Source organism: Nonomuraea sp. NPDC049419 (genome assembly GCF_040676995.1).
In the GTDB taxonomy this organism is placed as follows: domain Bacteria; phylum Actinomycetota; class Actinomycetes; order Streptosporangiales; family Streptosporangiaceae; genus Nonomuraea; species Nonomuraea salmonea.
Window position 1 is genome coordinate 65078 of record NZ_JBFAQB010000018.1, and the last position, 24893, is coordinate 89970.

Sequence of the window (24893 nt, forward strand, 5' to 3'; positions counted from 1 at the left end):
TCTCAAGCGTGTTCTCAGGCGCGTTTCTCAGGCGCGGAACAGCGCGACGGCGCGGGTGCCGATCTTGAACGAGGTGTCCGGGCGGCGACCGCCGTCCATGGGCACCTTGCGGCCCCGTACCGTCACCGCGAGCACACCGTCCCGCGGCAGCACAGCGGTCAGCGCCTCGACCATGCCGGGGACGCCCGCCGCCGCCCCAGGGCCGCCCCAGTGGGTCTGCTCGCCGTAGGGGACATCGGTGATCACGATGTCAGGCGCGCAGGAGCCCAGCGCCCGCCCGACCTGGCCGGCGTCGAACACGTCCGCCTGGCGGGCCGCGTACGGGACGTCGCCGCCGTCGGTCTCGAGACCGGTGGCGAGCCGGTCGGCGGCCTGGGCCGCGTCGCCGTACGCCGGCTTGCCGAACCGGGCGGAGCGCTCGCGCAGGTCGGCGGCACGAGAGGCCAGCCCGGCCCCGGTCAGCAGGGCGAGGTTGCGCCCGGCCAGATCGACCGCCCGGGGGTCGAGGTCGGAGGCCAGCACCGACGCGATGAGCGGCCGATGCAGCAGCGCCGTCACGGTCAGCAGGTAGCCGCTGCCGCAGCACGGGTCCCACAGAGCGGCCGGCCGTCTGCCGCCGCGCAGGTCCAGCGCCCGCTGAAAGATCTCACTCGCCAGCCGGACCGGGAACGCAGGAAACCCCGGCGCGGAATGCAGCACCGACCCGCTGGCCAAGTCCTGGTAGTCGCGCGGAACGGTCGCGTGCCGGTAGCTCATGGAGACGACCGGCTCTCCCCGCCACGGCACGCGCGGGACCGCTCGACGTCGCTGCGGCGCTGGCGGGAGGTCATGCGGTGCCGGTCCCGCCGGTGCGGCGCTGGCGGGCGGCCTCGTACAGGGTGACGGTGGCGGCGCTGGCGGCGTTGAGCGAGCTGGCGGCGCCGGCCATCGGGATGCGGGCCATGATGTCGCACGCCTGCCGCCACCCCGCGCTCAGCCCGCTGGTCTCGTTGCCGATGACCAGCAGGGCCGGGCCGGTCAGGTCGAGGTCGGCGAGGTCGCGCTCGCCCTTCTCGTCGGTGCCCACCACCGTGAGCGGCAGCCCCCGGGCGCGCAGGCCGTCCACCCAGGCGAGCACCTCGCGGTGCGAGGAGCAGCGCACGACCGGCAGCGCCAGCAGCGACCCGGTGGAGGCCCGCACCGAGCGGGGATCGTAGGGGTCGGCGGCGTGCCCGGTGACGATCAGCCCGGTGCCGCCGAACGCGTCCAGCGACCGGGCCATCGTGCCGATGTTGCCGGGATTGCTCGGCCGGTCGAACACCGCGCCCAGGAAGGCCGGCCCCGCCTTGATGCGCGACAGGTCGTCGTCGGGCAGCTCGGCGACCGCGACCAGCTCGGGAACGTCCTCGTCCTTCTCGCCCAGCTGCCGCAGCAGCTCGGGGGCGGTGGCCACCCGCTCGGCCCCGGCCGTCTCCAGCATCTCCCTGGCCCAGCCCGACAGCGGCCGCTCGGCGTCGAACAGCAGCGCCCGCACCGGCCAGCCGAACTCGACCGCCAGGCTGATCGGCCGCACGCCCTGGACGATGAACTCCCTGGCCCGTTGCCGCTTGTTCCGGTTGCCCAGCAGGGCCTGCCACTGCTGAAAGCGCGCGTTCGCCCGCGTGATGCGTACATGCGCCGGCACCGGCTGCCCCCGATCGATCACGCCGTACAGGATAGGAGCAGTTCCACCGGGCACGACAACTCGATGACCGGGCCGCTGGGCGTGTGGGCGTCAGCGCAGGACGGTGCGCAGCTCGCCGAGGACGTCCTGCATGATGGCGTCGAGCGGGCGCTCCTCGTCGATCCAGCGCAGGAACGCGACCCCGAACACCGTGATGCCCGACTGCGCGGCCAGCGTGGCGGCCGGCTCGCCGACGCCACGCGCGCGCAGCGCCTCGGCGATCGTGGCGGCCAGCGACGCCAGCTTGTGCCGCTCGCGCTCCTGCAGGGCGGGGTTGCGGTCGATGACGTCCTGGCGGGTGCGCGACAGGGGGCGGCGCTCGTCGGGGAACGACGCCGCCGCCGCACGCAGGGCGGCGCTCACCATCTCCAGCGGCGACGCCTGCTCGGGCGCGGCCGCCACGCCCTCGAGGAACGCCTTCTCCAGCAGGTCCTGGCCGTGGAAGAGGGCCTCGCGCTTGTCCTTGAAGTGGCGGAAGAACGTGCGCTCGGTCAGCCCGACCGCCTGCGCGATCTCCGCGGCCGTCGTCTCCTCGTAGCCGCGGGTCGCGAACAGCTCGAGCGCCGCACGCTGCAGTCGTTCGGGGGTTCCCGGTTCCCAACGCACCATGCGCCCGAGTCTAGTGATGACAGCGACCGACATGGGGGTTAAGCTATGTCAGTCACTGACGTCAGTCGCTGACATGGCTTTGCGAGGAGTACACCCATGCACGTTTTCGTCACCGGAGCCACCGGCTGGATCGGCTCGGCCGTCGTCGACGACCTGCTCGCCGCCGGGCACAAGGTCACCGGCCTGGCCAGGTCCGACGCCTCCGCCGCCGCGCTGGAGGCCAAGGGCGCCCACGTCCACCGCGGCGACCTCGACGACCTCGCCGGTCTGCGCGCCGGCGCCGAGGCGGCCGAGGCCGTCATCCACCTGGCCAACAAGCACGACTGGAGCGACCTGGCCGGCACCAACGCCGCCGAGCGCGCCGCCGTCCAGACCCTCTGCGACACCCTCGCAGGCAGCGACCGGCCGTTCCTGCTCGCCTCCGGCATCGCCGGTTTCGCCGACGGGGTGCTCACCGAGGACGTCCCCTCGCCCTTCCACGGCCCCGACTCGCCGCGCGGCGGCACCGAGAGCCTCGCCCTGGAGTACGCGGAACGCGGCGTCCGCGCGGTGAGCCTGCGCTTCGCCCCCACCGTCCACGGCGCCGGCGACCACGGCTTCATCTCCGTCATCGCCGGCGTCGCGCGCGACAAGGGCGTCTCCGGCTACCCGGGCGACGGCGCCAACCGCTGGTCCGCCGTCCACGTCTCCGACGCCGCCCGCCTGGTCACGCTCGCACTCGACAAGGCGCCCGCGGGCAGCCGCGTCCACGCCATCGCCGAGCAGGGCGTCACCACCCGCGAGATCGCCGAGGCCATCGGCCGCGTCTTCGGCCTGCCCGCCGCCTCCATCGACCCGGACGACGTCCCCGGCCACTTCGGCTGGATCGCCGCCTTCTTCTCAGGCGACTTCACCGCCTCCAGCGCCATCACCCAGGACCTGCTCGGCTGGCACCCGACAGGCCCGACCCTCATCGAGGACCTCAACGCCGGCGCGTACGGCCGGCGCTGAACCGGCGGCGCGTCCGGATGGCGCTGCCTGGCACGAGCGGGCAGCCCGCCCGGGCTACCTAGTTCAGGCGCGACGCCGGATCACCAGGTACGCCACTCCCACCAGCGCCACGGCGAGCACCAGATGAACGGCCGTCTCGGTCCACTGCAGCGGCCAGAACGCCAGGTCCGACCGCTCGCGCAGCGCCCGCGCGACGAGTTGCCCGGCCCCCACCAGCAGCACCGACAGCGGCATCGCGATGCGGGTGTGCCGGGTGGCCGCACCGAGTGCGACACCGAGCGCCAGCGCGAGCAGCGACCTGCCGAACGGGACCGGCCCGTGACTCTCGTAGTACGGCCACGCCATGGCCTCACCCCCCACCCCCGGCAGGAACCAGCCCAGCGCCCCGGCCAGGACGGCGGTCGCCGCCACGGCCCCGGCCGCCGCCACCGCGACGATGGCCAGCAGCCAGCGCCCCCTCGACACGCTCTGCGTCCAGGCCAGCTGGTGGGTGCCGGCCTCGAACTCGCGGGCGACCAGCGGCGCACCCCAGATCAGGCAGATCGCGCCGGCCAGGAAGCCCGACAGCTGGAAGGTGAGCCCGGCCAGGCCCGGCTCCAGCCGCTCGGCCGCCACGCCGGCGCCGTACAGCACGAGCAGCGCCGCGATGGCGGCGGCCTGGGCCCGCTGCCCGCGCCAGGCCACCCACAGCAGCCCGCTCACCGGACCTCCTCGGGGTTGCGCAGGTAGTGCAGCACGAGGTCCTCCAGGCCGGTCGCGGGGTGGTCGCGCAGCAGGTCGCCGAAGCCGCCGCACAAACGCACGCGGCCGGCGCCCAGCAGGATCAGGTGATCGCACACCTCGGCCAGGTCGGCCAGGATGTGCGAGGACAGCAGCACGGTGGCGGGCAGATCGCGGACCACGCTCATCACCTCCATGCGGGCCAGCGGGTCCAGCTCGGCCAGCGGCTCGTCCAGCACCACCAGCCCGGCCCGCTTGCCGACGGCCAGCGCCAGCGCGACCAGCGTGCGCCGGCCGCCGGACAGCCGGTCCACGCGCTCGCGCGAGCCGATGCCGTGCCCGGCCAGCAGCGACCGGGCGGCGGCGCCGTCCCAGCGGGGGTTGGTGGCGGCGCCGAAGCGCAGCAGGTCGGCGACGCTCCAGCGGCGGTAGAGCGGCTTGTCCTGCGCCACGAACGCGACCGCCGCCGGCTCCAGCGGCCCGCCGAAGATCTCGATCCGGCCGGTGGTGGGCTCCAGCAGGCCCGCCACCAGGTTCAGCAGCGTCGACTTGCCCGCTCCGTTGGGCCCGACCAGCGCCGCCCTGGCTCCGTCCGGCACCGTGACGCTCGCCTCGCGCAGCGCCCACCGCCGCCCATGACGTCTGCCCAGGTCGTGCGTCTCCAGCGCGTTCACCGCTCCTCCCGTTCGGTCAGCTCGTGCAGGCGGCGGAGCAGTGCCAGGGCCGGCCAGGCGGCGATCAGCCGGTCCGTGGCGAACAGGACCACCCTCCGCGTCACCAGCCGGCCGCCATACCAGGTCGGCGGCGCCGCCACCGCCCGCGCCCGGGCGGCGCGCGACGGCGCCGGCCGGTCCATCACGTCCCGCGCCGGCAGGCGCGGCTCCTCGGTCTCGATCATCTCGTCCTCCCGTCACCCAGCACAGTCGGGCGAGCGGCACGAACGGTTCGCGCCAGGGGAGGACCCGGCGGCCTGGTCAGGTCGGCGTGGACGTCGTTCGCCGCCACCGGCGACCCCGGAAGGCCCGCCTACGGGCCGGACGAGCGGCTCACCCGCACCTTCGCACCCACCCTCGCCCCGTACGGGCACGAGGCGTCCAGACGCCTCCGGGCCGGCCCCGTCCGACCTAGGAGCGGTCAGGGGAGGGTCAGGTCCTGCAAGCCGACCACGCGCAGCAGCTGCAGCCGCTCGTGTGCCTCGGTGCCCGGACGGGCGGTGTGCACGATCAGCCGCTGGTCGTGCTCGGGGCTCAGCATCACCTCGCAGTCCAGCTCCAGCAGGCCGACCACCGGGTGGGCGAACAGCTTGGTGTCGCTGCGGCGTACGGCTACCTCATGATCGTCCCACAGCGCGGCGAACTCCTTGCTGCGAGCGCGCAACCGGCGCACCAGCTCGGCCGCCCGCGCGTTGTCCGGGCGGCGGGCGCAGGTGGCGCGCAGATCCGCCACAGCCGTCCGCGCCGCCCGATCACGCTCCTCGGGCGGGAACAGCTCACGCGCGGCGGGCACGGTGAAGAAGCGCCAGACGAGGTTGCGCTCCGCCACCGGCAGGGCGGACACGTCGCCGTGCAGCGCCTTGCCCATCGCGTTCTGCGCCAGCACGTCGCCCAGATCGTTGACCACCTGCGCCGGCGTGTCCACCAGCCGGTCGAGGATGAGCAGCAGGCCCGGACGCACATGCTCGGTGGCCGGCCGGTCGCGCGGCGGCTCCTCACCGGCCAGGAAGAACAGGTGGTCACGCTCGTCCCGCGACAGCCGCAGCGCGCGGGCCACGGCGGCGAGCATCTGGCGCGACGGCCGCGACCCCCTGGCCTGCTCCAGCCGCGTGTAGTGGTCGGTGGACATGCCGGCCAGCTGCGCCACCTCCTCGCGGCGCAGCCCCGGCGTGCGGCGCCGCGCGCCCCGCGACAGGCCCACGTCGGCGGGCATCAGCCGGGTACGGCGCTGGCGCAGGAAGTCGGCCAGCTCAGCTCTGTCCACCCCTCCACCATGCCCGATGCCGTGGTGGCGTAGCCAGGGACGGCGCGTCCCCGGATAAGGACGTCTCTTCCGCCGCCGCCCGGCCCGCCCCAAAGTGGATCCCGGTTCATCCACCGGAAGAAAAGGTTCGTCATGCAGTACCGCACGCTCGGCCGTACCGGCATCAAGGTCAGCTCGTACGGGCTCGGCGCCCTGATGTTCGCCACCTCCGTCGGCAACCCGGACCCGGCCGAGTCCGTCCGCGTCATCCACAAGGCACTCGACGCCGGCATCAACCTCATCGACACCGCCGACGCCTACGGCGACTCCGAAGAGGTCGTCGGCAGGGCGCTCCAGGGGCGGCGCGACGACGTCGTGCTCGCCACCAAGTACGGCCGCCCCATGGGCGAGGACCCCAACCGGCAGGGGGCCTCCCGCCGCTGGATCCGCACCGCCGTCGAGAACTCCCTGCGCCGCCTCGGCACCGACCACATCGACCTCTACCAGCTGCACGTCCCCGACCCCAGCACCCCCATCGAGGAGACGCTGTCGGCGCTCACCGACCTCATCCGCGAGGGCAAGATCCGCGCGATCGGCACCTCCAACATGCCCGCCTCCGACCTGGTCGAGGCCCAGTGGGTGGCCGAGCGGCGCGGCCTGGCCCGCTTCCACACCGAGCAGCCGCCGTACTCGCTGCTCAACCGCGCCGCCGAACGCGAGGTGCTGCCCGTCGCGCAGCGCCACCAGCTGGGCGTCCTGGTGTGGGGGCCGCTCGGGCAGGGCCTGCTGACCGGCCGCGTCCGCCGCGGCCGGCCCAACGAGCTGCGCCGCGCCGGCGTCTTCAAGCACCTCAACGACGAGCGCCGCATCGAGGCGGCCGAGCGGTTCGCCGAGCTGGCCGGCGAGGTCGGCCTGCCGCTCCACCACCTGGCGCTGGCGTTCGTGACCGCACACCCCGGCGTGAGCGCCGCGATGGTCGGCGCGCGCACCATGGCCCACCTCGACGACCTGCTCGCCGGCCTGGACGTACGGCTCAGCGCCGACGTGCTCGACCGCATCGACGAGATCGTCCCGCCGGGCACCGACGTCGGCACGCTCGACCAGGCCTACCAGCCGCCCGCCCTCCGGCAGCCGTCCTTGCGCCGCCGCGCGGCCTGAGCCGGTCAGGGTCGCTGGCGGGCCGAGAGCGCGCCGAGAGCCGCGGCGATGAGGGGGAGGCCGATCACGATCGCCGCGATCATGAGCCAGGGCGTCTCGAACGGGACCCGCGGCGGGTCCTCCCACGAGAGGCTCGCCGTCAACGGCCACAGCAGCAACATCCCGGCGGAGCAACCGGCGACCGCGCCGAGCACCGTGCCGCACAAGGCGGTCACTCCCGCGCGGGCGGCGCAGAACCACCGGAAGGCGATGCCGGTCCGCCGCATGACGCGGGCCTGGCGGACGGTGGCCGCCGCGCCGAAGCCGGCCGCCAGCGCGCACGCGATCGCGGCGAGCAGCGACGCGGCGGCGAAGGGCGCCCAGCCCATGGGCGCCTGGAAGCCGCGCTCGACGTGGACCTCCGCGAGCTCGTCGTCCAGCCTGTCGTCGAGACGCCGCTGCGCGTCGGGCGTGGCACGGTGGACGGCGGGGTCGACGAACAGCTCGCTCGTGGCCAGGGGGTAGCCGAGATCGCGGACGAGCTGCGAGGGGACGAAGATCGTTTCCACGCTCGGTTCCGTGGCCCGCACGAGGAGCGCGGGGACGGTTCTGGTCTGCGTGCTCTCGTCGTTCTGGTTGAGCTTGTAGCCGATGGTCACCGAGTCGACCGGCACGTCGGCTGACGTGATCACCACCGGCGTGCCCTCGTCGTAGGGCGTCGACGGGTCGCCTGTGAGGTAGCGCAGGAGCTTCTCATCACCGATGGCCTGAACAGGGAAGAAGGCGTCCTCAGGAATCGCCACGTTCTCCGCTCCGGCGTGGAAGAACCAGCCGATCTCCGCGATGGCCTCGCTCTGGACGATCGGCACGCCCGGCAGCGCCCGCTCCATCGCCGCTCGGACGGTGGCGGTGTCCGCGTCCGAGAAGGGTCCCAGCACCGGGGGATTCGGGCGGACCAGCAAGGTGCCCGGCTTGCCCAAGGGGACGTACTGGGCTCTGCTCTGCGTCGTCTGGCCGGCCGCGACCACCGTCACCCCGGCGCCGGCGGCGGTGGCCATCATGGTCAGCGTGATGGCCACCGCCGCCACGGCCCGCCGCTGGGCAAGGTCGCGGACGGCCAGGCGTAAGGGCACCGGCAGGCGTTCCGCCGGCGGGCCGAGGAGCTCCAGCAGCCGCGAAGACAGCGGGCCGAGACCGGCGACGAGCAGCCCCGCACCGAGGGCGGTCCTCAGCAACATCCCGATGAACTCGAGTACGCCGAAGCGGGAATCCTCACGCGCCAGCCACGCGCCGAGCCCCATGAGGCACACGCCCGCCGACGAGACGAGCAGCCCCAGGACGACGGCCCTCCGGCGGATCCGCTCGTGGCGGTGACGCGGAGCGGTGAACAGCGCGGCAGGAACGGCCAGCGCCGCGATCATCAGCGGAAGAGCCACGAAGAGGACGAACCCCATCACCGTGGCGAGGTGAAGCGCAAGATCGAAAGGCATGGCGGAATGGTAGTGGCGGGCCGGCCGAAAGGCCGGGCAGGCGTCTCCGGCCGCCGGCGGCCACCAATGCGGCCGGCCGCACCCGCCACCCCGAACGGCGAGCCTCACGGACGGTGACGAAAGGCTGCTTATAGTGTCGATCTCCGGGGTCCGGGCAGGGGTGAAGAGACGACATGAGCGGCACGGTCACAGTGCTGGGCGCGATCGACCAGGAGTACCTGTTCCAGGCGCGGCAGATGCAGGCGCTGTCGCTCGCCGTGCACATCCCGCTGGTGTGCTTCGGCATCGCCTTCCCCGCCATGGTGCTGTTCTGCGAATGGCGCCACCTGCGCGGCGGTGACCCGCTGTATCGCACGCTGGCCCGGCGCTGGGCCAAGGTGATGCTGGCGCTGTTCGCGATCGGCGTGGTCACCGGGACGATCCTCAGCTTCGAGCTGGGCCTGCTGTGGCCCGCCTGGATGGCGCGCTTCGGCGAGGTGTTCGGGCTGGGGTTCACGCTGGAGGGCTTCTCGTTCTTCACCGAGGCGATCTTCATCGCGATCTACGTCTACGGCTGGGACCGGCTGCGCCCGCTGCCGCACTTCCTGTCCGGCATCCCCGTGGCGCTCGCGGGTGTCGCAGGCTCGCTGTTCGTCATCTCCGTCAACGGCTGGATGAACCACCCGGCCGGCTTCACCCTGCGCGACGGCCGGGTGACCGATGCCAGGCCGTGGGAGGCGCTGTTCGGCAACGGGTTCTTCTGGCACGAGTTCGTCCACATGTACGTCGCCGCGTTCGTCGTCGCCGGGTTCCTGGTCGCCGTCCCGTACGCGTGGGGCTTCCTGCGCGGCCGCCGCGACCGCTACCGGCGCACCGCGCTGACGATCGCGCTGTCGGCGGCGGCGGTCGCCGCGCCCGTGCAGGTGATCGTCGGCGACTGGGCCGCCCGCGAGGTCGCCCAGCACCAGCCCGTCAAGCTGGCCGCGCTGGAGGGGCTCGGCCGCACCACCAGCGGGGCCCCCGAGCACCTGCTCGGCTGGTACGACGGCGAGGAGGTCAGGTACGGCGTCGCCATCCCGCGCCTGCTGTCGCTGCTGGCCTTCCACGACCCCGACGCCACCGTGACCGGCCTGAACGCCGTGCCGGTGGCCGACCAGCCGCCGGTCAACGTCGTCCGGCTGGCCTTCCAGGCCATGGTCGGCATCGGCCTGCTGCTCGCCCTCATCAGCGTCATCCACCTCTACACCAGGCTGCGGCACGGCCGATTGCCCCGCTCACGCTGGTTCTACCGCGCGGTCGTCGCCGCGGGCCCCCTGGCGGTGGTCGCGCTCATCTGCGGCTGGGTCACCACCGAGGTCGGCCGCCAGCCCTGGATCGTGTACGGCGTCATGCGGACGAGCCAGGCCGTCACCGGCGCGCCCGGCATCCCGCTCGGCTACGGCACCCTCATCGTGGTCTATCTGGGGCTGGCCTGCGGCGTCGCGTGGTTGCTGCACCGCTTCAGCCGCGTCCCGATCGAGGCGGACCACCATGACTGAGCTGCCGATGATCTTCATCCTGGCCGGCCTGGCCGCCTACACCGTGCTCGCCGGCGCGGACTTCGGCGCCGGCCTCTGGACGCTGCTGGCCGGCCGGGGCGAGACCGGGCATCAGGCGATGAGGCACCACGCCAGGCACGCCATGGGGCCGGTCTGGGAGGCCAACCACGTCTGGCTGATCTTCGTGCTGGTGGTGTGCTGGACGGCGTACCCGGTGGCGTTCGGGTCGATCACCTCGACGCTGGCGGTGCCGTTGTTCGCCGCCGCGGTCGGCATCATCCTGCGCGGCGCCGCGTACGCGCTGCGCGGCCGGCTCGACGGCGCGCCCGGCGAGCGGCCGATCGAGTACCTGTTCGCGCTCTCCTCGATCCTGACCCCGTTCGCGCTGGGCACGGTCGCGGGCGCGATCGCCACGGGACGCGTCCCGGTGGGCAACGCCGCGGGCGACCTGGTCACCAGCTGGCTGAACCCCACCTCGCTGCTCATCGGCGCGCTCGCCGTCGCCGCCGGCGGCTACCTGGCCGCCGTCTACCTCGCCGCCGACGCCCGCAGGACCGGCTCGCCGCGCCTGGAGCACGACTTCCGCGTCCGCGCGCTCGCGGCGGGCGGCTGCGCCGGGGCGCTGGCGCTGGCCGGGCTCATCGTGGCCCGCTTCGACGCGCCCGCGCTGTTCACCGGGCTGACCACCGGCGCCGGTGCCGTCATGGTCGCTCTTTCCGGGCTGGCCGGCATCGCGACCCTGCTGCTGGTGTGGCGCGAACGCTTCGAGCCGGCCCGCGCGTCGGCCGCGCTCGCGGTGGCGGCGGTCATCGCCGGGTGGGCGCTGGCGCAGCGGCCCCGCTTCCTGCCCGGCCTCACGCTCGACCAGGCCGCCGCAGGGACGCCGACACTGCGGGCGATCGTCGTCGCGGTCGCGGCGGGCGCGGTCGTGCTGCTGCCCTCGCTGATCCTGCTGTTCCGGCTGTTCCTGCGCGGCGACCTCGACCACGGCGCCCCGGGCGAGGCCGAGCGCCGCACCGGGTTCGCCGCCGAGCGCCGCGCGGGCCGCCGCCGGCTCGGCGGGTTCGCCGTCGTCACCCTGTCCGCGGGCCTGGCGCTCGCCCTCCTCGCCGAGCCCGGCCTGCTGCTCGGGCTCGGCGTCGGGTGTCTCATCGCGGGGGCCGTGGCGACGTTCGCCCTCGCCACCGCGGAGCCGGAGCGGCCGTGAGTCAGTGCGGGTCCTGCCGGGTCACGGCGAGCCTGACGGCCCAGTAGCCCGCGCCGTACATGGCCGGCCCGAGCAGGATGAAGCCGCCCGCCACGGGGTAGCGCGGCCCAGGCTCCATGTACGTCGCCAGGAACCAGCTGTGGCGCAACGTGCCGCCGGCCACGAAGAAGGCGGCGACGATGCCCTGGGGCACCAGCGGGACGGGTTCGACGGCCAGGACCTGCTGACCGAGGGGCAAGTCGCCGTCCTGCCGCCCGGCCCCCCGCTCGCCGCCGCCTCCAGGAGGCCGGATAGGCCGCTCACGAGAGCCCGTGAAAGCGAGGGGCGGCTGTGGACTATACCCACTGACACAGCCCACCTCGTCGAGAGGCGATTGATGACCAGGCCCCCCACGTGACGGCCCCCCACCAGCTGGACGACTCCACCGAGCTGCTGCTCTCCGCCACAGACCCGGAACGCTTCGCGGCGATCTTCGATGCGCGCTTCGCCGAGATCCACCGCTACGTCGCGAGCCGGCTGGGCGCGAGCGCCGCCGAGGACGTCGTCTCCGACATCTTCCTCACCGCGTTCCGCAACAGGTCAGGCTACGACCCCGCCCGCGGCAGCGTCAGGACCTGGCTGTACGGCATCGCGACCAATCAGATCAGCACCCAGCGCCGCGCCGAGCTGCGCGCCCTGCGCGCGATGGCCCGCAAGACGCCCGACCCCGCCGCGGAAGGGCCCGAGCACCGGGTCGTCACCCGCGTCACCGCCCAGGGCTTACAGCCGGCCATCGCCAAGGCCATCGCCGGGCTCAACGACGGCGACCGTGACGTGCTGCTGCTCGTGGCCCTGGCCGAGCTGAGCCACGACGAGGTCGCCGCCGCGCTCGGCATCCCGTACGGGACCGTCGGATCCCGCCTGAACCGCGCGCGCAAGAAGCTGCGCGCGGCACTCGGCGACGCCAACCCCCTGCACGACTCGGAAAGGAGCTCCGGCCATGGATGACCTGACGATGGTGCGCGAAGCGTACGGCGAGATCGAGCCCGACCCGCGCCTCCAGCAGCGCATCAGGGCCCGGCTCGCCCTGGAGGCGCAGGCGGGCGGCGCGGCCGTGGTCCGCGCCCGTCCCCGGTGGGGCAGGCGGGCCGTGGGGCTGGGAGCCGCCGCCGCGGTCGCCGTGGCGCTCACCGTGACGGTCACCGGCACCGATTCGCCGGGCGTGGACAAGGGGCTCTCGGCCAGGACGATCCTGCTCGCCGCCGCGGAGCGGAGCGCGGCGGAGCCGGAGGGGCGGTTCCGGCGCGTCCACGTCGTGGAGTCGCGCCCGGTCCCGGTTGACGGGGCAGAGCCGTACTTGGTGCTCGTCTCGTACGAGATGGACTCCTGGCACCCCCGCGAGCCGGACGGCACCGCCACCAGCTTCCGTCGGACGCTGCCGGCACGCCCGCTGACGTCGCGTGACAGGCAGGCGTGGGAACGGGCGGGCTCGCCCACGTCCTTCGTCCGGCGCGACGGCCGATGGGTGCCCGGCGACGATCCCGCCGGCACCGGCTGGCAGGAGCAGCGGATGACCCCTGAGGACGGTGATCGGGCGGTCCAGCGGATCTGCGCCCAGAACTCGGACCCCAAGGGCTGCGAGCAGAAGGCCGCCAAGGCCCGCGCCGAGGCCCCCGCCAGGGCCGCCGAACGTGCGCGGACGGCCGCCGACCCGAGCCGGTTCGAGGAGCTGCTCTTCCCGCCGGGCATCGAGAACCGCGGCGCGGCGGACAAGCTGCGGCGGGGCGTCAGCTTCCTGCTGTACGAGGCGCCCTCCGCCGAGATCAGGGCCGCCACGTTCCGCCTGCTCGCCGACCTGCCCGGCGTGACGGCCTCCCACGGAGACGGCGGGATCGCGATCACCGCCGAGGGCGAGCTCGAAGGCATCGCCTACACGTACACGATGGTGCTCGACCCGACGACCTACCGGCTCAAGGGCAGCAGCGAGGTCGTCAAGGACGGGTCGTTCCGCGGCCTGGGGCCCGGCAGTCCCTTGGCGCAGCTCGTCGTCAAGTCGGCGGGCTGGACCGACGAACAGCCCCACCACGACTGACCGCCCCGGGGCTGACGGTCCCAGGCTGACCGCCTCGCGACCGACCGCTCTGCGGCCCGCCACACCGCAGCGCTCGCGCGCACCGTTCACCCGGCAGGGGTCTCGTCGCCGGTCGGCAGCACGCCCTTGCCCGGGTGGCCCCCGGGCAACAGCGGGGCCTTGCCCAGGAGCCAGTCGGCCAGGTGGTCGCGTTCGACGAGGATCAGGGGCTCGCGCGCGCCCAACGCCTCCTGCCTGGCCTGGCGGGTGAGGGTGCTGGTGGTGACCAGGACGCCGGTGTGGCCGGCGAAGGCGTTGGCCAGCGCGCCCAGGAAGTTGCGCACGTCGGGTGCGCCGACCGTCTTGGCGTACCGCTTGCACTGGACGGCGATCCGGCCGTGCCCGGGGGCGACGGCGGTGATGTCGACCCCGCCGTCGCCGGCGCCGCCGCGCTCGCGGACCTGGCGGAACCCGTCGGCGATCATCCGCTCGGCGACGAGGTGCTCGAACGCGCGCCCCGTCATCCGATCGACGCGCTCCAGCTCGGCGTTGGCGGCCAGGAACCGCCGCCGCTCCGCCTCGATCATCCGGTGCCGCAGCACGAGCCCGCCGACGAACAGCACCGCCAGCAGGCACCCGATCGCCGCCGCCCAGCCGGGATGCTCGCCGGCGAACCACACGACCGCGACGCTGAGCGCGCCCGCCGCCGCGATCAGGCCCTGCCGCCGCCCCGCGCGCCGCCTCCCTCGCTTGGAGCCCCTCGCCATGGCGCCTCCCCGTACCAGAGTGGTGTCCAAGGCGATTGTGCGCGGCGGGACCGACAGAACTCGCCGAGAGCCGGGCTCGTCTTCGTCCTCAGCGCCAGCCGAGTGCGGGGGCGACGTGGGTCAGCACCGAGGACAGCAGGTGGGCGTTGTAGTCGACGCCGAGCTGGCTGGGCACGGTCAGCAGGAGCGTGTCGGCGGCGGCGATGGCCTCGTCGCCGGCCAGCTCCTTGACCAGCACGTCGGGCTCGGCGGCGTACGTGCGCCCGAAGATGGCCCTGGTGGTGGCGTCGATGAAGCCGACCTGGTCGGAGCTGGTGCGCTCGTGCCCGAAGTACGCGCGGTCGGTGTCGTTCACGATCGGCATGATCGACCGGCTCACCGACACGCGCGGCTCGCCCTCGTGCCCGGCCTCCTTCCACGCCTCCCGGTAAGCCTGGATCTGCTCGGCCTGCTGGACGTGGAACGGCTTGCCGTTCTCGTCGTCCTTGAGCGTGGAGCTCATGAGGTGCATGCCGAGCTCGGCGGCCCAGCGCGCGGTGGCGTTCGAGCTGGAGCCCCACCAGATGCGCCGCCGCAGCCCCTCCGAGTGCGGTTCGAGGCGCAGCAGGCCCGGCGGGTTGGGGAACATCGGCCGCGGGTTCGGCTCGGCGAACCCCTCGCCCTCCAGCATCTTCAGGAACACCTCGGCGTGCCGGCGGGCCATGTCCGCCTCGTTCTCGCCCTCGGCGGGCGCGTAGCCGAAGTAGCGCCAGCCGTCGATGACCTGCTCGGGTGATCCGCGGCTGATGCCGAGCTGCAGCCGCCCGCCCGCGATCAGGTCGGCGGCGCCCGCGTCTTCCGCCATGTAGAGCGGGTTCTCGTAGCGCATGTCGATGACGCCCGTGCCGATCTCGATCCGGCTGGTCCGCGCGCCGACGGCGGCCAGCAGCGGGAACGGGCTGGCGAGCTGCTGGGCGAAGTGATGCACCCGGAAGTAGGCGCCGTCGGCACCGAGCTCCTCGGCGGCCACCGCCAGCTCGATGGACTGCAGCAGGGTGTCGGACGCGCTGCGCGCCTTCGAGTACGGCGACGACGACCAATGCCCGAAGCTCAGGAAACCGATCCTTTTCATGCGCACTTCAACCTTCCCCTCGGCAAAGACATTCCGTCCGCGACCTGACCCGGCACCTCGGTCTGGGGCAGGGCTCGATCTACGCCGCCTTCGGCGACAAGGACGGCCTCTACCGGGCCGCGCTCGAGCACTATCGCACCACGTACGCGACCGCCGCCCTGCGCACGCTCGAACGCGAGTCCGACGTCCGCGCGGCCGTCCGCGCGCTGCTGACCGAGCGGGTCCGCGTCGCCGTCGAGGGCGGGGACCGGGGCTGCCTGCTCATCAACGCCGCGACCGAGCGCCTGCCGCACGACCAGCCGACCCGCCGCATCGTCCGCGACGTGCTGGCCGCCAACCAGGACGCGCTGGCCACCCTGCTGCGCGCGGCGGCCGAGCGCGGCGAGCTGCCGTCGTTGTCCCCGACCTGCGCGGGCTCGGCGACTCCGCCCGCCCCGCCGGCGGCTACGACTCCGCCACCATGAGCGACGACATCGCCGCCCTCATGGCCCACCTCGGCTTCTACTTCCAGCCCGACGTGCCCGAGATGCTCATCGCCGGGCACGAGCGCGAGCTGATCACGTACATGATCAAGAACGAGCGCAGCAGGCCCGACAGCGCCACCCCCGACGCCATCGAGGAGTACGTGCGCTGCTACTCCATGCCCGGCGGCATCCGCGCGATGCTCGCGATCTACCGGGCCATGCTCGTGGACGCCGAGCAGAACCGGCAGGCGGCGCGGCGCAGGCTCGACATCCCCGTGCTGGCGCTCGGCGGCTCCGCCTTCATCGGCGAGCGGAACGAGACCCAGCTGCGGACGTTCGCCGACGACGTCACCGGGCACGTCTTCGACGCCGGGCACGACCTCGCCGAGGAGGTGCCCGACGAGATGGCCGGCGTGGTGCTGCCCTTCCTGGCCTCGGCGGGGTGGTGAGGTCAGCTCCAGTGACGGTCGCCGAGCAGCGTCGCCTCGGCGCCGCCGTCGGCGAAGACGATCTGGCCGGTGACGAACCTGTTGGCCGGCCCGGCGAGCCAGCAGATCAGCTCGGCGACCCACTCGGGCCGCCCGGGGAAGCCGCCGTAGGGCTGCGGCGCCACGGCCTCCACGGCGCGGCGCACCTCGTCGTTCTCCGTGATGTACGCGGCGGCGGGCGTGTCCACGACGCCCGGCGCGACGGCGTTGAGCGCGATGCCGGCTCCAGCCCACGCGGGTGAGGGCGCGGCCCTGCGCACCCAGCCGTTCAGCGCCCGCTTGGCGATGCCGTAGGCGCCGGACGGGCCGCCCATGTCCGGCTCGGCGCGCAGCAGGGCGAGCGCGGCGTCCTCGTCCCCGTCGAGGCACGCCTTCATGATGCGCTCGTCCGCGGGCTCCAGCGAGGACGTGGACGACACCGCCACGGCTCTGGGCGCCGCGCTGCGCGCCAGCAGCGGGCGCAGCCCTTCGAGCGTCGCGACCGCGCCGAAGAAGTTCGTCTCCAGCAGCCCCGTCTTACCGCCGCCCGCCACGGCGAGCACGGCGTCGATCGGCCCGCGCGCGCTCACCTGCTCGACCAGCGACCGCCGCCCCTCGGGGGCGGACAGGTCGGCGCGGACGTCGGCGCCGCCGAGGTCGCAGCCGATCACGGTGGCGCCGCGCTCGCGCAGCAGGGCCGCGGTCGCGGCGCCGATGCCCGACGCCGAGCCGGTGACGACGTACGTCCGCCCGGCATGTTCTGTAGTGGTCATCGTTCTGCCTTGTCTGCTCGTGTGCTGCGGTCGAAGTGCTCGACCAGCTCGTCGGCGCAGAGGCCGGGGTCCATGCCGCCGGCGATGAGCGGGGCCACGCCGTCGATCGAGGCGCGCAGCGCCGCCGCCATGACCCGCACGTCGAACGGGCGGAACACGCCGGTGCGTCGGCCCTCTTCGAGCAGCCTGGCCAGCCGGTGCCGGGAGTCGACGTCGTGGTGCTCGTAGTCGCCGAGGCCGCCGTTCAGCAGGATCTGCCGCAGTGCCTCCACCTCCTGGGGGTGGTCGGCGATGAACCGCACGTTCGCCCTGATGACGGCGGCGAGCAGCTCGCGGGCGCCGGTCACGCCGTCCAGCGCGGCCAGCATGTAGCGCTCGCTGTCGGCCACGATCTGGTCGGCCACGGCCGCGAGCAGCTCGTCCTTGCCGGAGAAGTGGTAGGTGATCAGCCGCTTGCTGCTCAGCCCGGCCTCGGTGCAGATCGCCTCGAAGGTCGTCGCCCGGTAGCCGCGCTCGGCCAGCAGGGTGACGGCGGTGCGGGTGATCTGCTCCTTGCGCGCCGCCGTCGCCGCCTGGCGTTTATCCATGCGGATAACGTTATCCCCATGGATAAACGTACGTCAACCGGTCGGCAGGCCCACGGCGTTGGCGGCGTCCGCCTCGAAGTACTCCGTGGTGGCATAGGGGCCGACGTGCCGCTCGACGAAGCTCCTGACGCCGTCCACGGAGTCGTGGACGATGACGTTCACCGCCTTCGTGCCGTCGGCGCCGGCGACTGCCACCGTCCATGCCGCGCCGCGCGGGAGCTGCCCGTACGCCGACTTCAGCGCGTCCCAGAACCGGTCGCCGTCGCTGACCGTGGAGACCGCCACCACGTGCACGCCCGCGCCCTTGTCCGGCGCTCGCGGGAAGACCCGGCAATTCGCGTGCAGGTACTGCGGGACGCCGTCGCGGACGTCGAAAAAGGCAATGGTCCAGGGATCCTCGACCGGGTCGATGACCAGGAAGTGCGTGTCGTCGATGGGGAGCAGCTCGCAGGTGCGGTGCTCAGGCTCGCGGGTGGGCACCGGGTTCGGCGTGTACGTCAGGCGCGGCTGCCCGTCCTCCGCCGAGACGGTGTAGCGGGTGCCGGGGCGCTCGTAGACGCCCTCGTACCGTGCTGGACCTGTCGTCGTCGTACGGGGCGGCTCCGGGATGGTGGGGCCGCCCAGCTCGGGGAGGATGGCGTCGCACACCTCCCTGAAGAACGCCTCCCGCGGGCCGGCGTTGGTCAGCAGCACCAGGGCGAGGCCCGCGTCCGGGAGCATGCGCAGCCGGGCGCTGTGGCCGACGGTGCTGCCGTCGTGCCCGTAGACCGTCCGGCCGTGCCAGTCGCTCACCATGAGGCCGAGTGCCCATTCCGGCCCGAATCCGTACGCGTCGGGCACGGGGACGCGCGACTCCAGCATCGTCGTGATGGCCTGCTCCGACAGGATGCGGGTGCCGTCCGGCGCCCTGCCGCCGTCGAGCAGGACGTGCGCCATCGTCAGCACGTCCCTGGCGGTCGAGCTGATGCCGCCGCCGGGGCCGAACGCGCGCGGCAGCCGGGGCACGGGCGAGATCACGGGGCCGTCGGGGCCGACCAGGTGGCCCGTCGTGGCGCGGTCCGGGTCGGCCGGCCCGGTGCTGGTGCCGGTCAGACCCAGGGGAGTGAAGAGGCGGCGCCGCATGATGGCGTCCCACCGCTCGCCGTCGATCACCTCCATGACGCGGGCGAGGATCGCGTACCCGAGGGCGGCGCTGTAGCCGTGGGTGTGGCCCAGGGGGAAGACCTGGGGGGCTCCGGCGATGTTCGCGACCATGCGTTCGTAGACGTCGTCGTCCTCGCCCGGGTCGCCGTACGCCTCCTCGATGCCGTTCGTGTGGTTGAGGAGATGGCGGGGGGTGAGGGTGGCGCTCACCTCCGGGTCGGCGACCCGGAAGGCGGGCAGGTGAGTGCGTACCGGCTCGTCCAGGTCGGCCTTGCCTTCGTCGACGAGCTGCATGAAGGCGAGGGCGGTCCAGGTCTTCGTCATGGAACCGCACTGGTAGACGGTGTCGGGCCGCGCAGGCTCGCGGGTCACCGCGTTCCGTACGCCGGCCGCGAGGTCGGTGATCTGCCCGTCCTGCCAGACGCCGATCGCGGCGCTCGGGATCCGGTAGTCGGCGAGGAGCTCTTCGACCCTCGCCCGCACGCTGTTCCACATGGAGGTTTCTCCTTTCGAGATGGGGAAAGGCTACGTTGCGTTTTCTCTCCTATGAATCCAAATAGGCCGTTTTCCGAGAATCGTTGCAGCGGTGCTGCTGGTAAATGCAATTCCGACACTGGCGTCGTTGCAATGTAAGGTGAGTGAACGCAAGGGAGGAGGAACCTCGATGGCCGGAGGCAGGCTGACCCACGACGACCGCAGGAACATCGCCGCCTGGCTGGCCGACGGCCTCGAATACGCCGAGATGGGGCGGCGGCTCGGCAGGGCGACCTCCACCGTCACCCGTGAGGTGGCCCGCAACGGCGGCCCGTCCGGCTACGACCCTGATTCCGCCCAGCAGGACACCGAGCGGCGCACCCGGCGGCCAGGAAGGCGTCCCGTCGCCGCGCCCGACGTGCGGCAGAGCGAGGCGGCGCGGCGCTTCGCCGACGAGTTCGCCGTCCTGCTGGCCGGCACCGGTCTGCCCCGGATGGCCTCCCGGGTGTTCGTCGGCCTGCTCCTCACCGACTCCGGCAGCCTGACCTCCGCCGATCTCGTCCGCCGGTTACGGGTCAGCCCGGCCTCGGTGTCCAAGGCGATCGGCTACCTCGAAGCGGTCGAGCTGGTCGAACGCGGTCAGGACCCGGGCGGGCGCCGCGAGCGCTACCGGGTGGCCGACGACGTCTGGCACCGCGTCTGGCGCGCCGACACCGGCGCCCACGCCCGCGTCGCCGAGGCCGCACAACGCGGAACGCACCTGCTCGGCCCCGAAACCCCACCCGGCACCAGGCTCCGCGCCATGGGTCAGTTCTTCGCCCGGATCAGCCACCACATGGACGGCAACGACCAGCAGCACCATGACAGCGGTCACGGCGGCGGCCACGGCGCTGGCCACGGCGCTGATGACGGCGCTGATGACGATGGCCGCCCCGGTCGGGGTTTCGGCGGCGCTTCGGTGAGCGACGCGATGACGGTGATCGCGGCTCTTGTGCATGCCGCTCGGCCGCTCACCGTCGACGCCCTCGCGAAGGCGCTGGGCTGGCCGGCCCAGCGGGCCGCCGATGCCCTGGACATGGCCGGGCGGCGTCCTGACCTCTCCTGGCCGCTCGTCCTGGGGCGGCCAGGGCGTGGCACGTACGCCGTCGAGGCGGCGCCTGACCGGCTCAGCGCCGCTCAGCGTGCGGCGCTCGCGGTCACCTCGGGCAGGTCCGGGGATCCACGGCCGGCTCGGCGTCCGCGACCGTGATCTCGCCGGGGCCGCCCGGCAGGAGGGCGGCGACCGTGCACACGATCTGACCGACGGCCAGCTCCGACAGCTCGCCGGACGAGCCCGACGGGGTCACCACCAGGCGGCCGCCAGGCTCGGAGACCACGATGAACGGGGCCGCGTCCAGCGGGATGTCCGTGGTGTAGCCCTGCGCCTGCTCCTTCGCCGTCGGGCCGTCCGCCAGCACCGCCAGGACGTCCGCCGGATGCCACCGGCCCCGGGAACGGGTCACCGCCTGCAGCCGGTCGCCCTTCACCAGGTAGAGCTTGGTCGCCCTGGCCGGCGCGACGGCGCCGCTCGGCGGCAGGCCGACGGGGATCACGTCACTCGGCCGCACCCCACACCCCGCCACGGTGACCAGCACCAGCCCCGCCGCCAGCCTCCTCAGCGTCCTGGTCACTCGGCACCCCCATCCCGTTCGACGAGGTCCTCGTCCGTGGTGCGGGGGAGGCGGAGGGTGAACAGGGCGCCGCCGTCCGGGGCGTTCATCACGGTCAGGTCGCCCTTGTGGAGGCGGGCGTTCTCGCGGGCGATCGCCAGGCCCAGGCCGCTGCCCTCGGATCTGGCGCGGGCCGCGCTGGCCTTGTAGAAGCGGTCGAAGACGTGGGGGAGCACTTCCTCGTCCAGGCCGGGGCCGTGGTCGCGGACGTCGAGGGTGACGGACGAGGGGCCGGCGGACAGGCGTACCGACACCGGAGGTTCGCCGTGGCGCAGGGCGTTGCCGACCAGGTTCGCGAGGATGACGTCCACCCGGCGCGGGTCCAGGCGGGCCGTCACCCCGGCCGGCAGGTCGGTCTGCACCGACTCGGTCCAGCCGCGCGTCCGCAGCGTGGCGCGGACCAGCTCGGCCACGTCCACGTCGTTCAGCGCGAGGGCCGCGACGCCCGAGTCGAAGCGGCTGATCTCGATGAGGTCGTTCACCAGCCCGGTCAGGTTGAGCGTCTCCTGGCTGACCAGCCGTGCGGCCCGCCCGGCGGGCTCGGGCAGCCCGGCCGCCTCCTCGTCCAGCACGTCGGCGACCGCCGTCAGCGCGGCCAGCGGCGTCCGCAGCTCGTGCGAGACGTCGGCCACGAACCTGCGCGCGTCGGCCTCCATCGCGCGCAGCTGCTCGACGTGCCGTTCCAGCTCGGCGGCGGTGTCGTTGAACGTACGGGCCACGTCGGCCAGCTCGTCGGCACCGCGTACCGCGATCCTCGTCCGCAGCTCGCCCTGGCCCAGCAGCCGCGCCGCCCGCCCCAGCTCGCGCACCGGGCGCAGCACGCCACGAGTGGCCAGCGTGGCGAGCACGACCGCGAACACCAGCGCCGCGGCACCGGTGAGCCAGGCCCACAGGGCGAGCCCGTCGATGCTGTGCTGCTCGGGCAGCAGGCTGTGTGCGGTGTAGACCTCGATGCCGGAGTTGCGGGTCGTCCCGTCCGGCTCGGCGATCAGCAGCGGCGCGCCGATGATCAGCAGGGGCTGCCCCCGCCAGGTCACCCGCTGCCACGCCATGGTGCCGCCCGCGACCGTACGCCGCAGCTCGGCAGGAATGTCCGCCTCATCCAGGTCCGGCTTCGGCGGCGGCCCGCCGGACCGCCGTCGTCCCGGCGGCGGGGCCGGGCGGCCCGGCGAGTGCTGCCCGCGGAAGAAGGCGACGGCCGAGGAGTTGGTGTCGTGCAGGCCGGCGGCGATCCTCGCGAGTTCGTCCTGGCCAGGTGCGTCGGTGGCCAGCGGGAACAGCGCCGCCAGCCGGTCGCGCATCGCGTCCACCGCGGCGTCCTGGGCCCGCTGCAGGATCTCGTTGCGCGCCTTGACGTAGCCGATGCCGGCCACCGCCGCCGCCGTCACCACGCACAGCAGCACGAACGCCGCCAGCAGCCGGGCACGCAACCCCAAGGACGCCACCGCCATCTACACGGGCCCGAACCGGTAGCCGAACCCGCGGACGGTCTGCACGTAGACCGGCGCCGCCGAGTCGTCCTCGATCTTGGCGCGCAACCGCTGCACGCACGCGTCCACCAGCCGCGAGTCGCCGAAGTAACCGTGCTCCCACACCGACTCCAGCAACTGCTGGCGGCTGTGCACCCGCCCCGGCGTGCCCGACAGCTCCAGCAGCATGCGCAGCTCGGTCGGAGCGAGGCCGACCGGCTCGCCGCGCTTGGTCACCACCAGCCCCGCGCGGTCGATGGTCAGGTCGCGGTAGCGCTCGAGCTCCGCCTGCTCGCGGCCGACGCGCCGCAGCACCGCCCGCATGCGCGCCTCCAGCACCCGCGGCTGCACCGGCTTGACCACGTAGTCGTCGGCGCCCGCCTCCAGTCCGGCCACCACGTCGAAGTCGTCGCCCCGCGCGGTCAGCATGATGATCGGCACGTCGCCGGCCGCCCTGATGCGGCGGCACACCTCGAACCCGTCGATGCCGGGCAGCATCAGGTCGAGCACGACGACGTCCGGAGGATCCGCACGCAGCCGCTCCAGCCCCTGCTCGCCGGACTCCACCGCGCGCACCCGGTGGCCGTGCCGGCTCAGAGCCAGCTCAAGGCCCTCCCGCACGGCGGGATCATCCTCGATCAACAACACGCGCGATCCGCCGCCCTGTCTCAAAGGCACACTCCGTCATCCCACCCGCCGGTCAACCCCTCCACTATCGACCGGTCGTGTGCCCGCACGGTCCGCGTCATGTCATGGTCGTGTCACGATCCGGCCAGCGCCGACCAGCAGACACGGCCGTCGTCGAACCATGACATGTGACGGACGGCGCGCGCACATCCGCCGCCCATGGTAAGTCGCCATGGACGAACCACACACCCTCCCACCTCGGCTCCGAGACCGGCTGTACGCGGTGGCCACGCTGGTGCTCGCCGCTGTCCTGCTCCCCGTGGCCTTCGCCCGCCGCCCCGGCCGCGCCCGCGAGCTGGCCTGCGGCTGGGCGCTGGGCCTGCGCTTCCCCGCCGAGAACCTGACCGGGCTCACCGGCGGCGCCAGAGCGGCGTTCAGCGCGGCCCGCACCGAGGCGCTCTGGCGGCACGGCCAGCTCATCGGCCTCACCTCGGGCTACCGCGACCCCGCCGCCCAGCAGCGGCTGTTCGACGAGGAGGTACGCCGCTCCGGCTCCCCGGACTCCGCGCGCATGCTGGTGCTGCCGCCGGCGGAGTCGCGCCACGTCCAGGGCGTCGCGCTGGACATCAGGCCGCGCGAGGGCGCGCGCTGGCTGGAGGAGCACGGCGCCCGCTACGACCTCTACCGCATGTACGACAACGAGTGGTGGCACTTCGAGCACCACCCCGAGTTCGGCGGCCACCCGCCGCGCCGCCGCCCGCACCCCGGCGATCATTCCGAGACGTCCCGATAGGGTGGGCCGCATGCCGTTGCAACTCGTTCAGGTGAACCTCAAGGCCAAGGACGACGCGGCGCTGGGCCGCTTCTGGGCGGAGGCCCTCGGCTGGGGCATGGACAGCGAGGCGCCCGGCGTGACGAACCTCGAGCCCGTCGGCTTCTCCTGGCCCGACCCTTCGGCCGTGTGCATCGACCTCGTCGCCGTCCCCGACCCCGCGACGGTGCGCTACCGCGTCCACCTCGACCTCGCCACCACCTCCGACGCCCACCACGCCGAGCTGGTCGCCCGCCTGAAGGAGCTCGGCGCGACCCCCGCCGACGTCGGCCAGGGCGACGTGCCGTGGACGGTGCTGGCCGACCCCGAGGGCAACGTCTTCTGCGTCCTGGAGCCCCGCGAGATCTACCGCGACACCGGGCCGATCGCCGCGGTGGTCGTCGACTGCGAGGACCCGCGGGCCATGGCCGGCTTCTGGGGCGAGGCGATCGACTGGACCGTGCACGAGCTGACCGACGTCTACGCCAGGCTGCGCTCGTCCAAGGGGGTCGGGCCGTACCTCGAGTTCCTCCGCACGTACGGCGAGCCCGCGGCGTGGCACCGCTTCCACCTCGACCTGGCGCCGTACCGGCGCGAGGACAAGGCGGCGGAGGTGGCCCGGCTGCGGGCGCTCGGCGCGACCCTCGCCGACGTGGGGCAGGGCGAGGTGCCGTGGACGGTGCTGGCCGACCCGGCGGGCAACGAGTTCTGCGTCCTCGGCTGAGCGGGATTCCAGAAGTCCACCTACTGCCGCACGTGCGCGCCACCTGGACCCTGCGCTCGCCCCGGCCCGAGATCGGCACGCCCGGCAAAAACCGGCAGGTGACGGTGTTCGGCGCGCTGGAGATGACCACCGGCCGGTGGGTGTATCGGCTGGCCCGGCCGCCTGACCCCGACCACCTGCCAATCAAACAATCCGAGATACACCACTGACTGGGCACACCCGATCCGCAGGCACGGCAAGATGTTCGGGTCGGCCTGGCAGCTGCCCACCCCGGGCCGGCAAGCATGCGATGGTCTGCTTTTCGTGTCCGGCGGGGCTGAGGAAGGCGAGGGTGGAGTGCTTCCTGCGGGCGTCGGCGTAGGAGACCGCGACGACGGTCGAGCGTGTCC

The 24893-nt window shown here is 73.5% G+C and carries 28 protein-coding genes and 2 pseudogenes; 13 read left to right on the top strand and 17 right to left on the bottom strand.

All coding sequences use genetic code 11. From position 1 onward, the window contains the following. Positions 1–27: 27 nt before the first annotated feature. The 3 genes from AB0K12_RS36995 to AB0K12_RS37005 form a co-directional block, all read right to left on the bottom strand. Positions 28–786 carry an rRNA methyltransferase gene (locus AB0K12_RS36995; protein WP_364571816.1) on the bottom strand — a complete coding sequence of 253 codons (759 nt, stop codon included), beginning with the start codon at positions 784–786 and terminating at the stop codon, positions 28–30. Between the two features lie 40 nt (positions 787–826). Continuing rightward, entirely contained in the window at positions 827–1684 is an 858-nt protein-coding gene (locus tag AB0K12_RS37000; protein ID WP_364571818.1) for a TrmH family RNA methyltransferase, read from the bottom strand. A 69-nt stretch (positions 1685–1753) separates the two neighbouring features. Further along, complete coding sequence (locus AB0K12_RS37005) at positions 1754–2311, bottom strand: helix-turn-helix domain-containing protein (RefSeq protein ID WP_364571820.1); 558 nt, start codon at positions 2309–2311, stop codon at positions 1754–1756. A gap of 96 nt (positions 2312–2407) precedes the next feature. Between AB0K12_RS37005 and AB0K12_RS37010 the strand changes: the two genes are divergently transcribed. Further along, positions 2408–3301, top strand: coding sequence for an SDR family oxidoreductase (locus AB0K12_RS37010; RefSeq protein WP_364571822.1), 894 nt, complete (start codon positions 2408–2410; stop codon positions 3299–3301). 63 nt (positions 3302–3364) lie between these two features. On the opposite strand, the gene AB0K12_RS37015 is transcribed toward AB0K12_RS37010, so the two are convergent. The 4 genes from AB0K12_RS37015 to AB0K12_RS37030 all read right to left on the bottom strand — a co-directional run bounded on the left by AB0K12_RS37015 (position 3365) and on the right by AB0K12_RS37030 (position 5998). Further along, the gene (locus AB0K12_RS37015) at positions 3365–4003 is read right to left on the bottom strand and encodes a hypothetical protein (RefSeq protein WP_364571824.1); all 639 of its coding nucleotides are present in this window, start codon (positions 4001–4003) and stop codon (positions 3365–3367) included. Beyond that, entirely contained in the window at positions 4000–4695 is a 696-nt protein-coding gene (locus AB0K12_RS37020) for an ABC transporter ATP-binding protein (protein WP_364571826.1), read from the bottom strand. Before AB0K12_RS37020 ends, AB0K12_RS37015 begins: the two co-directional genes overlap by 4 nt. After that, positions 4692–4919 (bottom strand): hypothetical protein, encoded by a 228-nt coding sequence (locus AB0K12_RS37025; RefSeq protein WP_364571828.1) that lies wholly within the window; start codon positions 4917–4919, stop codon positions 4692–4694. Before AB0K12_RS37025 ends, AB0K12_RS37020 begins: the two co-directional genes overlap by 4 nt. 236 nt (positions 4920–5155) lie before the next feature. Next, positions 5156–5998 carry a helix-turn-helix transcriptional regulator gene (locus tag AB0K12_RS37030; protein WP_364571830.1) on the bottom strand — a complete coding sequence of 281 codons (843 nt, stop codon included), beginning with the start codon at positions 5996–5998 and terminating at the stop codon, positions 5156–5158. Between the two features lie 132 nt (positions 5999–6130). On the opposite strand from AB0K12_RS37030, the gene AB0K12_RS37035 reads away from it, so the two are divergent. Then, complete coding sequence (locus AB0K12_RS37035; RefSeq protein ID WP_364571832.1) at positions 6131–7135, top strand: aldo/keto reductase; 1005 nt, start codon at positions 6131–6133, stop codon at positions 7133–7135. A gap of 5 nt (positions 7136–7140) precedes the next feature. On the opposite strand, the gene AB0K12_RS37040 is transcribed toward AB0K12_RS37035, so the two are convergent. Then, positions 7141–8604: a hypothetical protein gene (locus AB0K12_RS37040; RefSeq protein ID WP_364571834.1), complete on the bottom strand. Its 1464-nt coding sequence runs from the start codon at positions 8602–8604 to the stop codon at positions 7141–7143. 173 nt (positions 8605–8777) lie between these two features. Here AB0K12_RS37040 and AB0K12_RS37045 point away from each other — a divergent pair, with 173 nt between their 5' ends. Then, a complete protein-coding gene (locus tag AB0K12_RS37045) occupies positions 8778–10121 on the top strand; it encodes a cytochrome ubiquinol oxidase subunit I (protein ID WP_364571836.1) in 1344 nt (447 codons plus the stop codon). Beyond that, the gene (locus AB0K12_RS37050; RefSeq protein ID WP_364571838.1) at positions 10114–11328 is read left to right on the top strand and encodes a cytochrome d ubiquinol oxidase subunit II; all 1215 of its coding nucleotides are present in this window, start codon (positions 10114–10116) and stop codon (positions 11326–11328) included. Before AB0K12_RS37045 ends, AB0K12_RS37050 begins: the two co-directional genes overlap by 8 nt. 1 nt (position 11329) lies before the next feature. Here the strand turns inward: AB0K12_RS37050 and AB0K12_RS37055 are convergent, their stop codons facing one another. After that, a complete protein-coding gene (locus tag AB0K12_RS37055) occupies positions 11330–11566 on the bottom strand; it encodes a hypothetical protein (RefSeq protein WP_364571840.1) in 237 nt (78 codons plus the stop codon). 155 nt (positions 11567–11721) lie between these two features. On the opposite strand from AB0K12_RS37055, the gene AB0K12_RS37060 reads away from it, so the two are divergent. Together AB0K12_RS37060 and AB0K12_RS37065 are read left to right on the top strand one after the other, a co-directional pair. After that, positions 11722–12315: an RNA polymerase sigma factor gene (locus AB0K12_RS37060; protein WP_364571842.1), complete on the top strand. Its 594-nt coding sequence runs from the start codon at positions 11722–11724 to the stop codon at positions 12313–12315. Next, positions 12308–13399 carry a hypothetical protein gene (locus AB0K12_RS37065; RefSeq protein WP_364571844.1) on the top strand — a complete coding sequence of 364 codons (1092 nt, stop codon included), beginning with the start codon at positions 12308–12310 and terminating at the stop codon, positions 13397–13399. The genes AB0K12_RS37060 and AB0K12_RS37065 overlap by 8 nt, the downstream gene beginning before the upstream one ends. A gap of 86 nt (positions 13400–13485) precedes the next feature. Here AB0K12_RS37065 and AB0K12_RS37070 read toward each other — a convergent pair whose 3' ends face one another. Beyond that, positions 13486–14145 (bottom strand): restriction endonuclease, encoded by a 660-nt coding sequence (locus AB0K12_RS37070; RefSeq protein WP_364571846.1) that lies wholly within the window; start codon positions 14143–14145, stop codon positions 13486–13488. 88 nt (positions 14146–14233) lie between these two features. Continuing rightward, positions 14234–15256 (bottom strand): LLM class flavin-dependent oxidoreductase, encoded by a 1023-nt coding sequence (locus AB0K12_RS37075; protein WP_364571848.1) that lies wholly within the window; start codon positions 15254–15256, stop codon positions 14234–14236. Positions 15257–15300: 44 nt separating this feature from the next. Between AB0K12_RS37075 and AB0K12_RS37080 the strand changes: the two are divergent. The 3 genes and pseudogenes from AB0K12_RS37080 to AB0K12_RS37090 all read left to right on the top strand — a co-directional run. Then, a pseudogene (locus AB0K12_RS37080) lies at positions 15301–15366 on the top strand (TetR/AcrR family transcriptional regulator); the annotation flags it as partial. Between the two features lie 213 nt (positions 15367–15579). Next, entirely contained in the window at positions 15580–15720 is a 141-nt protein-coding gene (locus AB0K12_RS37085) for a hypothetical protein (RefSeq protein WP_364571850.1), read from the top strand. Beyond that, the gene (locus tag AB0K12_RS37090; protein ID WP_364571852.1) at positions 15717–16169 is read left to right on the top strand and encodes a hypothetical protein; all 453 of its coding nucleotides are present in this window, start codon (positions 15717–15719) and stop codon (positions 16167–16169) included. Before AB0K12_RS37085 ends, AB0K12_RS37090 begins: the two co-directional genes overlap by 4 nt. Before the next feature lie 2 nt (positions 16170–16171). Here the strand turns inward: AB0K12_RS37090 and AB0K12_RS37095 are convergent, their stop codons facing one another. From AB0K12_RS37095 to AB0K12_RS37105, 3 genes are read right to left on the bottom strand one after another with little or no spacing between them, the layout of a single operon-like run. Beyond that, on the bottom strand, positions 16172–16960 hold the full coding sequence (locus tag AB0K12_RS37095; protein WP_364571854.1) for an SDR family oxidoreductase: 789 nt from the start codon (positions 16958–16960) through the stop codon (positions 16172–16174). Next, positions 16957–17547, bottom strand: a complete 591-nt coding sequence (locus AB0K12_RS37100; protein WP_364571856.1) for a TetR/AcrR family transcriptional regulator — start codon at positions 17545–17547, stop codon at positions 16957–16959. The genes AB0K12_RS37095 and AB0K12_RS37100 overlap by 4 nt, the downstream gene beginning before the upstream one ends. A gap of 33 nt (positions 17548–17580) precedes the next feature. Further along, positions 17581–19185: a serine hydrolase domain-containing protein gene (locus AB0K12_RS37105; protein WP_364571858.1), complete on the bottom strand. Its 1605-nt coding sequence runs from the start codon at positions 19183–19185 to the stop codon at positions 17581–17583. Between the two features lie 169 nt (positions 19186–19354). On the opposite strand from AB0K12_RS37105, the gene AB0K12_RS37110 reads away from it, so the two are divergent. Continuing rightward, positions 19355–20413: a MarR family transcriptional regulator gene (locus tag AB0K12_RS37110; protein WP_364571860.1), complete on the top strand. Its 1059-nt coding sequence runs from the start codon at positions 19355–19357 to the stop codon at positions 20411–20413. Here AB0K12_RS37110 and AB0K12_RS37115 read toward each other — a convergent pair. From AB0K12_RS37115 to AB0K12_RS37125, 3 genes are read right to left on the bottom strand one after another with little or no spacing between them, the layout of a single operon-like run. After that, complete coding sequence (locus AB0K12_RS37115) at positions 20361–20834, bottom strand: hypothetical protein (RefSeq protein ID WP_364571862.1); 474 nt, start codon at positions 20832–20834, stop codon at positions 20361–20363. The two genes, AB0K12_RS37110 and AB0K12_RS37115, sit on opposite strands and share 53 nt — an antisense overlap. Further along, entirely contained in the window at positions 20831–22318 is a 1488-nt protein-coding gene (locus AB0K12_RS37120) for a HAMP domain-containing sensor histidine kinase (protein WP_364571864.1), read from the bottom strand. Before AB0K12_RS37120 ends, AB0K12_RS37115 begins: the two co-directional genes overlap by 4 nt. Positions 22319–22324: 6 nt before the next feature. Then, positions 22325–22990: a response regulator transcription factor gene (locus AB0K12_RS37125; RefSeq protein ID WP_364571866.1), complete on the bottom strand. Its 666-nt coding sequence runs from the start codon at positions 22988–22990 to the stop codon at positions 22325–22327. Positions 22991–23201: 211 nt separating this feature from the next. Here AB0K12_RS37125 and vanY-N point away from each other — a divergent pair, with 211 nt between their 5' ends. From vanY-N to AB0K12_RS37140, 3 genes and pseudogenes are all read left to right on the top strand, one after another. Beyond that, a complete protein-coding gene (gene vanY-N, locus AB0K12_RS37130; protein ID WP_364571868.1) occupies positions 23202–23762 on the top strand; it encodes a D,D-peptidase/D,D-carboxypeptidase VanY-N in 561 nt (186 codons plus the stop codon). 10 nt (positions 23763–23772) lie between these two features. Next, positions 23773–24504 (top strand): VOC family protein, encoded by a 732-nt coding sequence (locus AB0K12_RS37135; RefSeq protein ID WP_364571870.1) that lies wholly within the window; start codon positions 23773–23775, stop codon positions 24502–24504. 14 nt (positions 24505–24518) lie between these two features. Further along, positions 24519–24662: pseudogene (locus AB0K12_RS37140) on the top strand (IS630 family transposase); the annotation flags it as partial. Between the last annotated feature and the right edge of the window lie 231 nt (positions 24663–24893).

Bases quoted from the DNA above. Each gene is read 5' to 3' on its own strand.
- AB0K12_RS37040 (WP_364571834.1), bottom strand. From the start codon at position 8,604: ATGCCTTTCGATCTTGCGCTTCACCTCGCCACGGTGATGGGGTTCGTC.
- AB0K12_RS37095 (WP_364571854.1), bottom strand. From the start codon at position 16,960: ATGACCACTACAGAACATGCCGGGCGGACGTACGTCGTCACCGGCTCG.
- vanY-N (WP_364571868.1), top strand. From the start codon at position 23,202: ATGGACGAACCACACACCCTCCCACCTCGGCTCCGAGACCGGCTGTAC.
- AB0K12_RS37025 (WP_364571828.1), bottom strand. From the start codon at position 4,919: ATGATCGAGACCGAGGAGCCGCGCCTGCCGGCGCGGGACGTGATGGAC.
- AB0K12_RS37090 (WP_364571852.1), top strand. From the start codon at position 15,717: ATGAGCGACGACATCGCCGCCCTCATGGCCCACCTCGGCTTCTACTTC.
- AB0K12_RS37005 (WP_364571820.1), bottom strand. From the start codon at position 2,311: ATGGTGCGTTGGGAACCGGGAACCCCCGAACGACTGCAGCGTGCGGCG.
- AB0K12_RS37110 (WP_364571860.1), top strand. From the start codon at position 19,355: ATGGCCGGAGGCAGGCTGACCCACGACGACCGCAGGAACATCGCCGCC.
- AB0K12_RS37045 (WP_364571836.1), top strand. From the start codon at position 8,778: ATGAGCGGCACGGTCACAGTGCTGGGCGCGATCGACCAGGAGTACCTG.
- AB0K12_RS37105 (WP_364571858.1), bottom strand. From the start codon at position 19,185: ATGTGGAACAGCGTGCGGGCGAGGGTCGAAGAGCTCCTCGCCGACTAC.
- AB0K12_RS37050 (WP_364571838.1), top strand. From the start codon at position 10,114: ATGACTGAGCTGCCGATGATCTTCATCCTGGCCGGCCTGGCCGCCTAC.
- AB0K12_RS37070 (WP_364571846.1), bottom strand. From the start codon at position 14,145: ATGGCGAGGGGCTCCAAGCGAGGGAGGCGGCGCGCGGGGCGGCGGCAG.
- AB0K12_RS37065 (WP_364571844.1), top strand. From the start codon at position 12,308: ATGGATGACCTGACGATGGTGCGCGAAGCGTACGGCGAGATCGAGCCC.
- AB0K12_RS37010 (WP_364571822.1), top strand. From the start codon at position 2,408: ATGCACGTTTTCGTCACCGGAGCCACCGGCTGGATCGGCTCGGCCGTC.
- AB0K12_RS37075 (WP_364571848.1), bottom strand. From the start codon at position 15,256: ATGAAAAGGATCGGTTTCCTGAGCTTCGGGCATTGGTCGTCGTCGCCG.
- AB0K12_RS37100 (WP_364571856.1), bottom strand. From the start codon at position 17,547: ATGGATAAACGCCAGGCGGCGACGGCGGCGCGCAAGGAGCAGATCACC.
- AB0K12_RS37135 (WP_364571870.1), top strand. From the start codon at position 23,773: ATGCCGTTGCAACTCGTTCAGGTGAACCTCAAGGCCAAGGACGACGCG.
- AB0K12_RS37035 (WP_364571832.1), top strand. From the start codon at position 6,131: ATGCAGTACCGCACGCTCGGCCGTACCGGCATCAAGGTCAGCTCGTAC.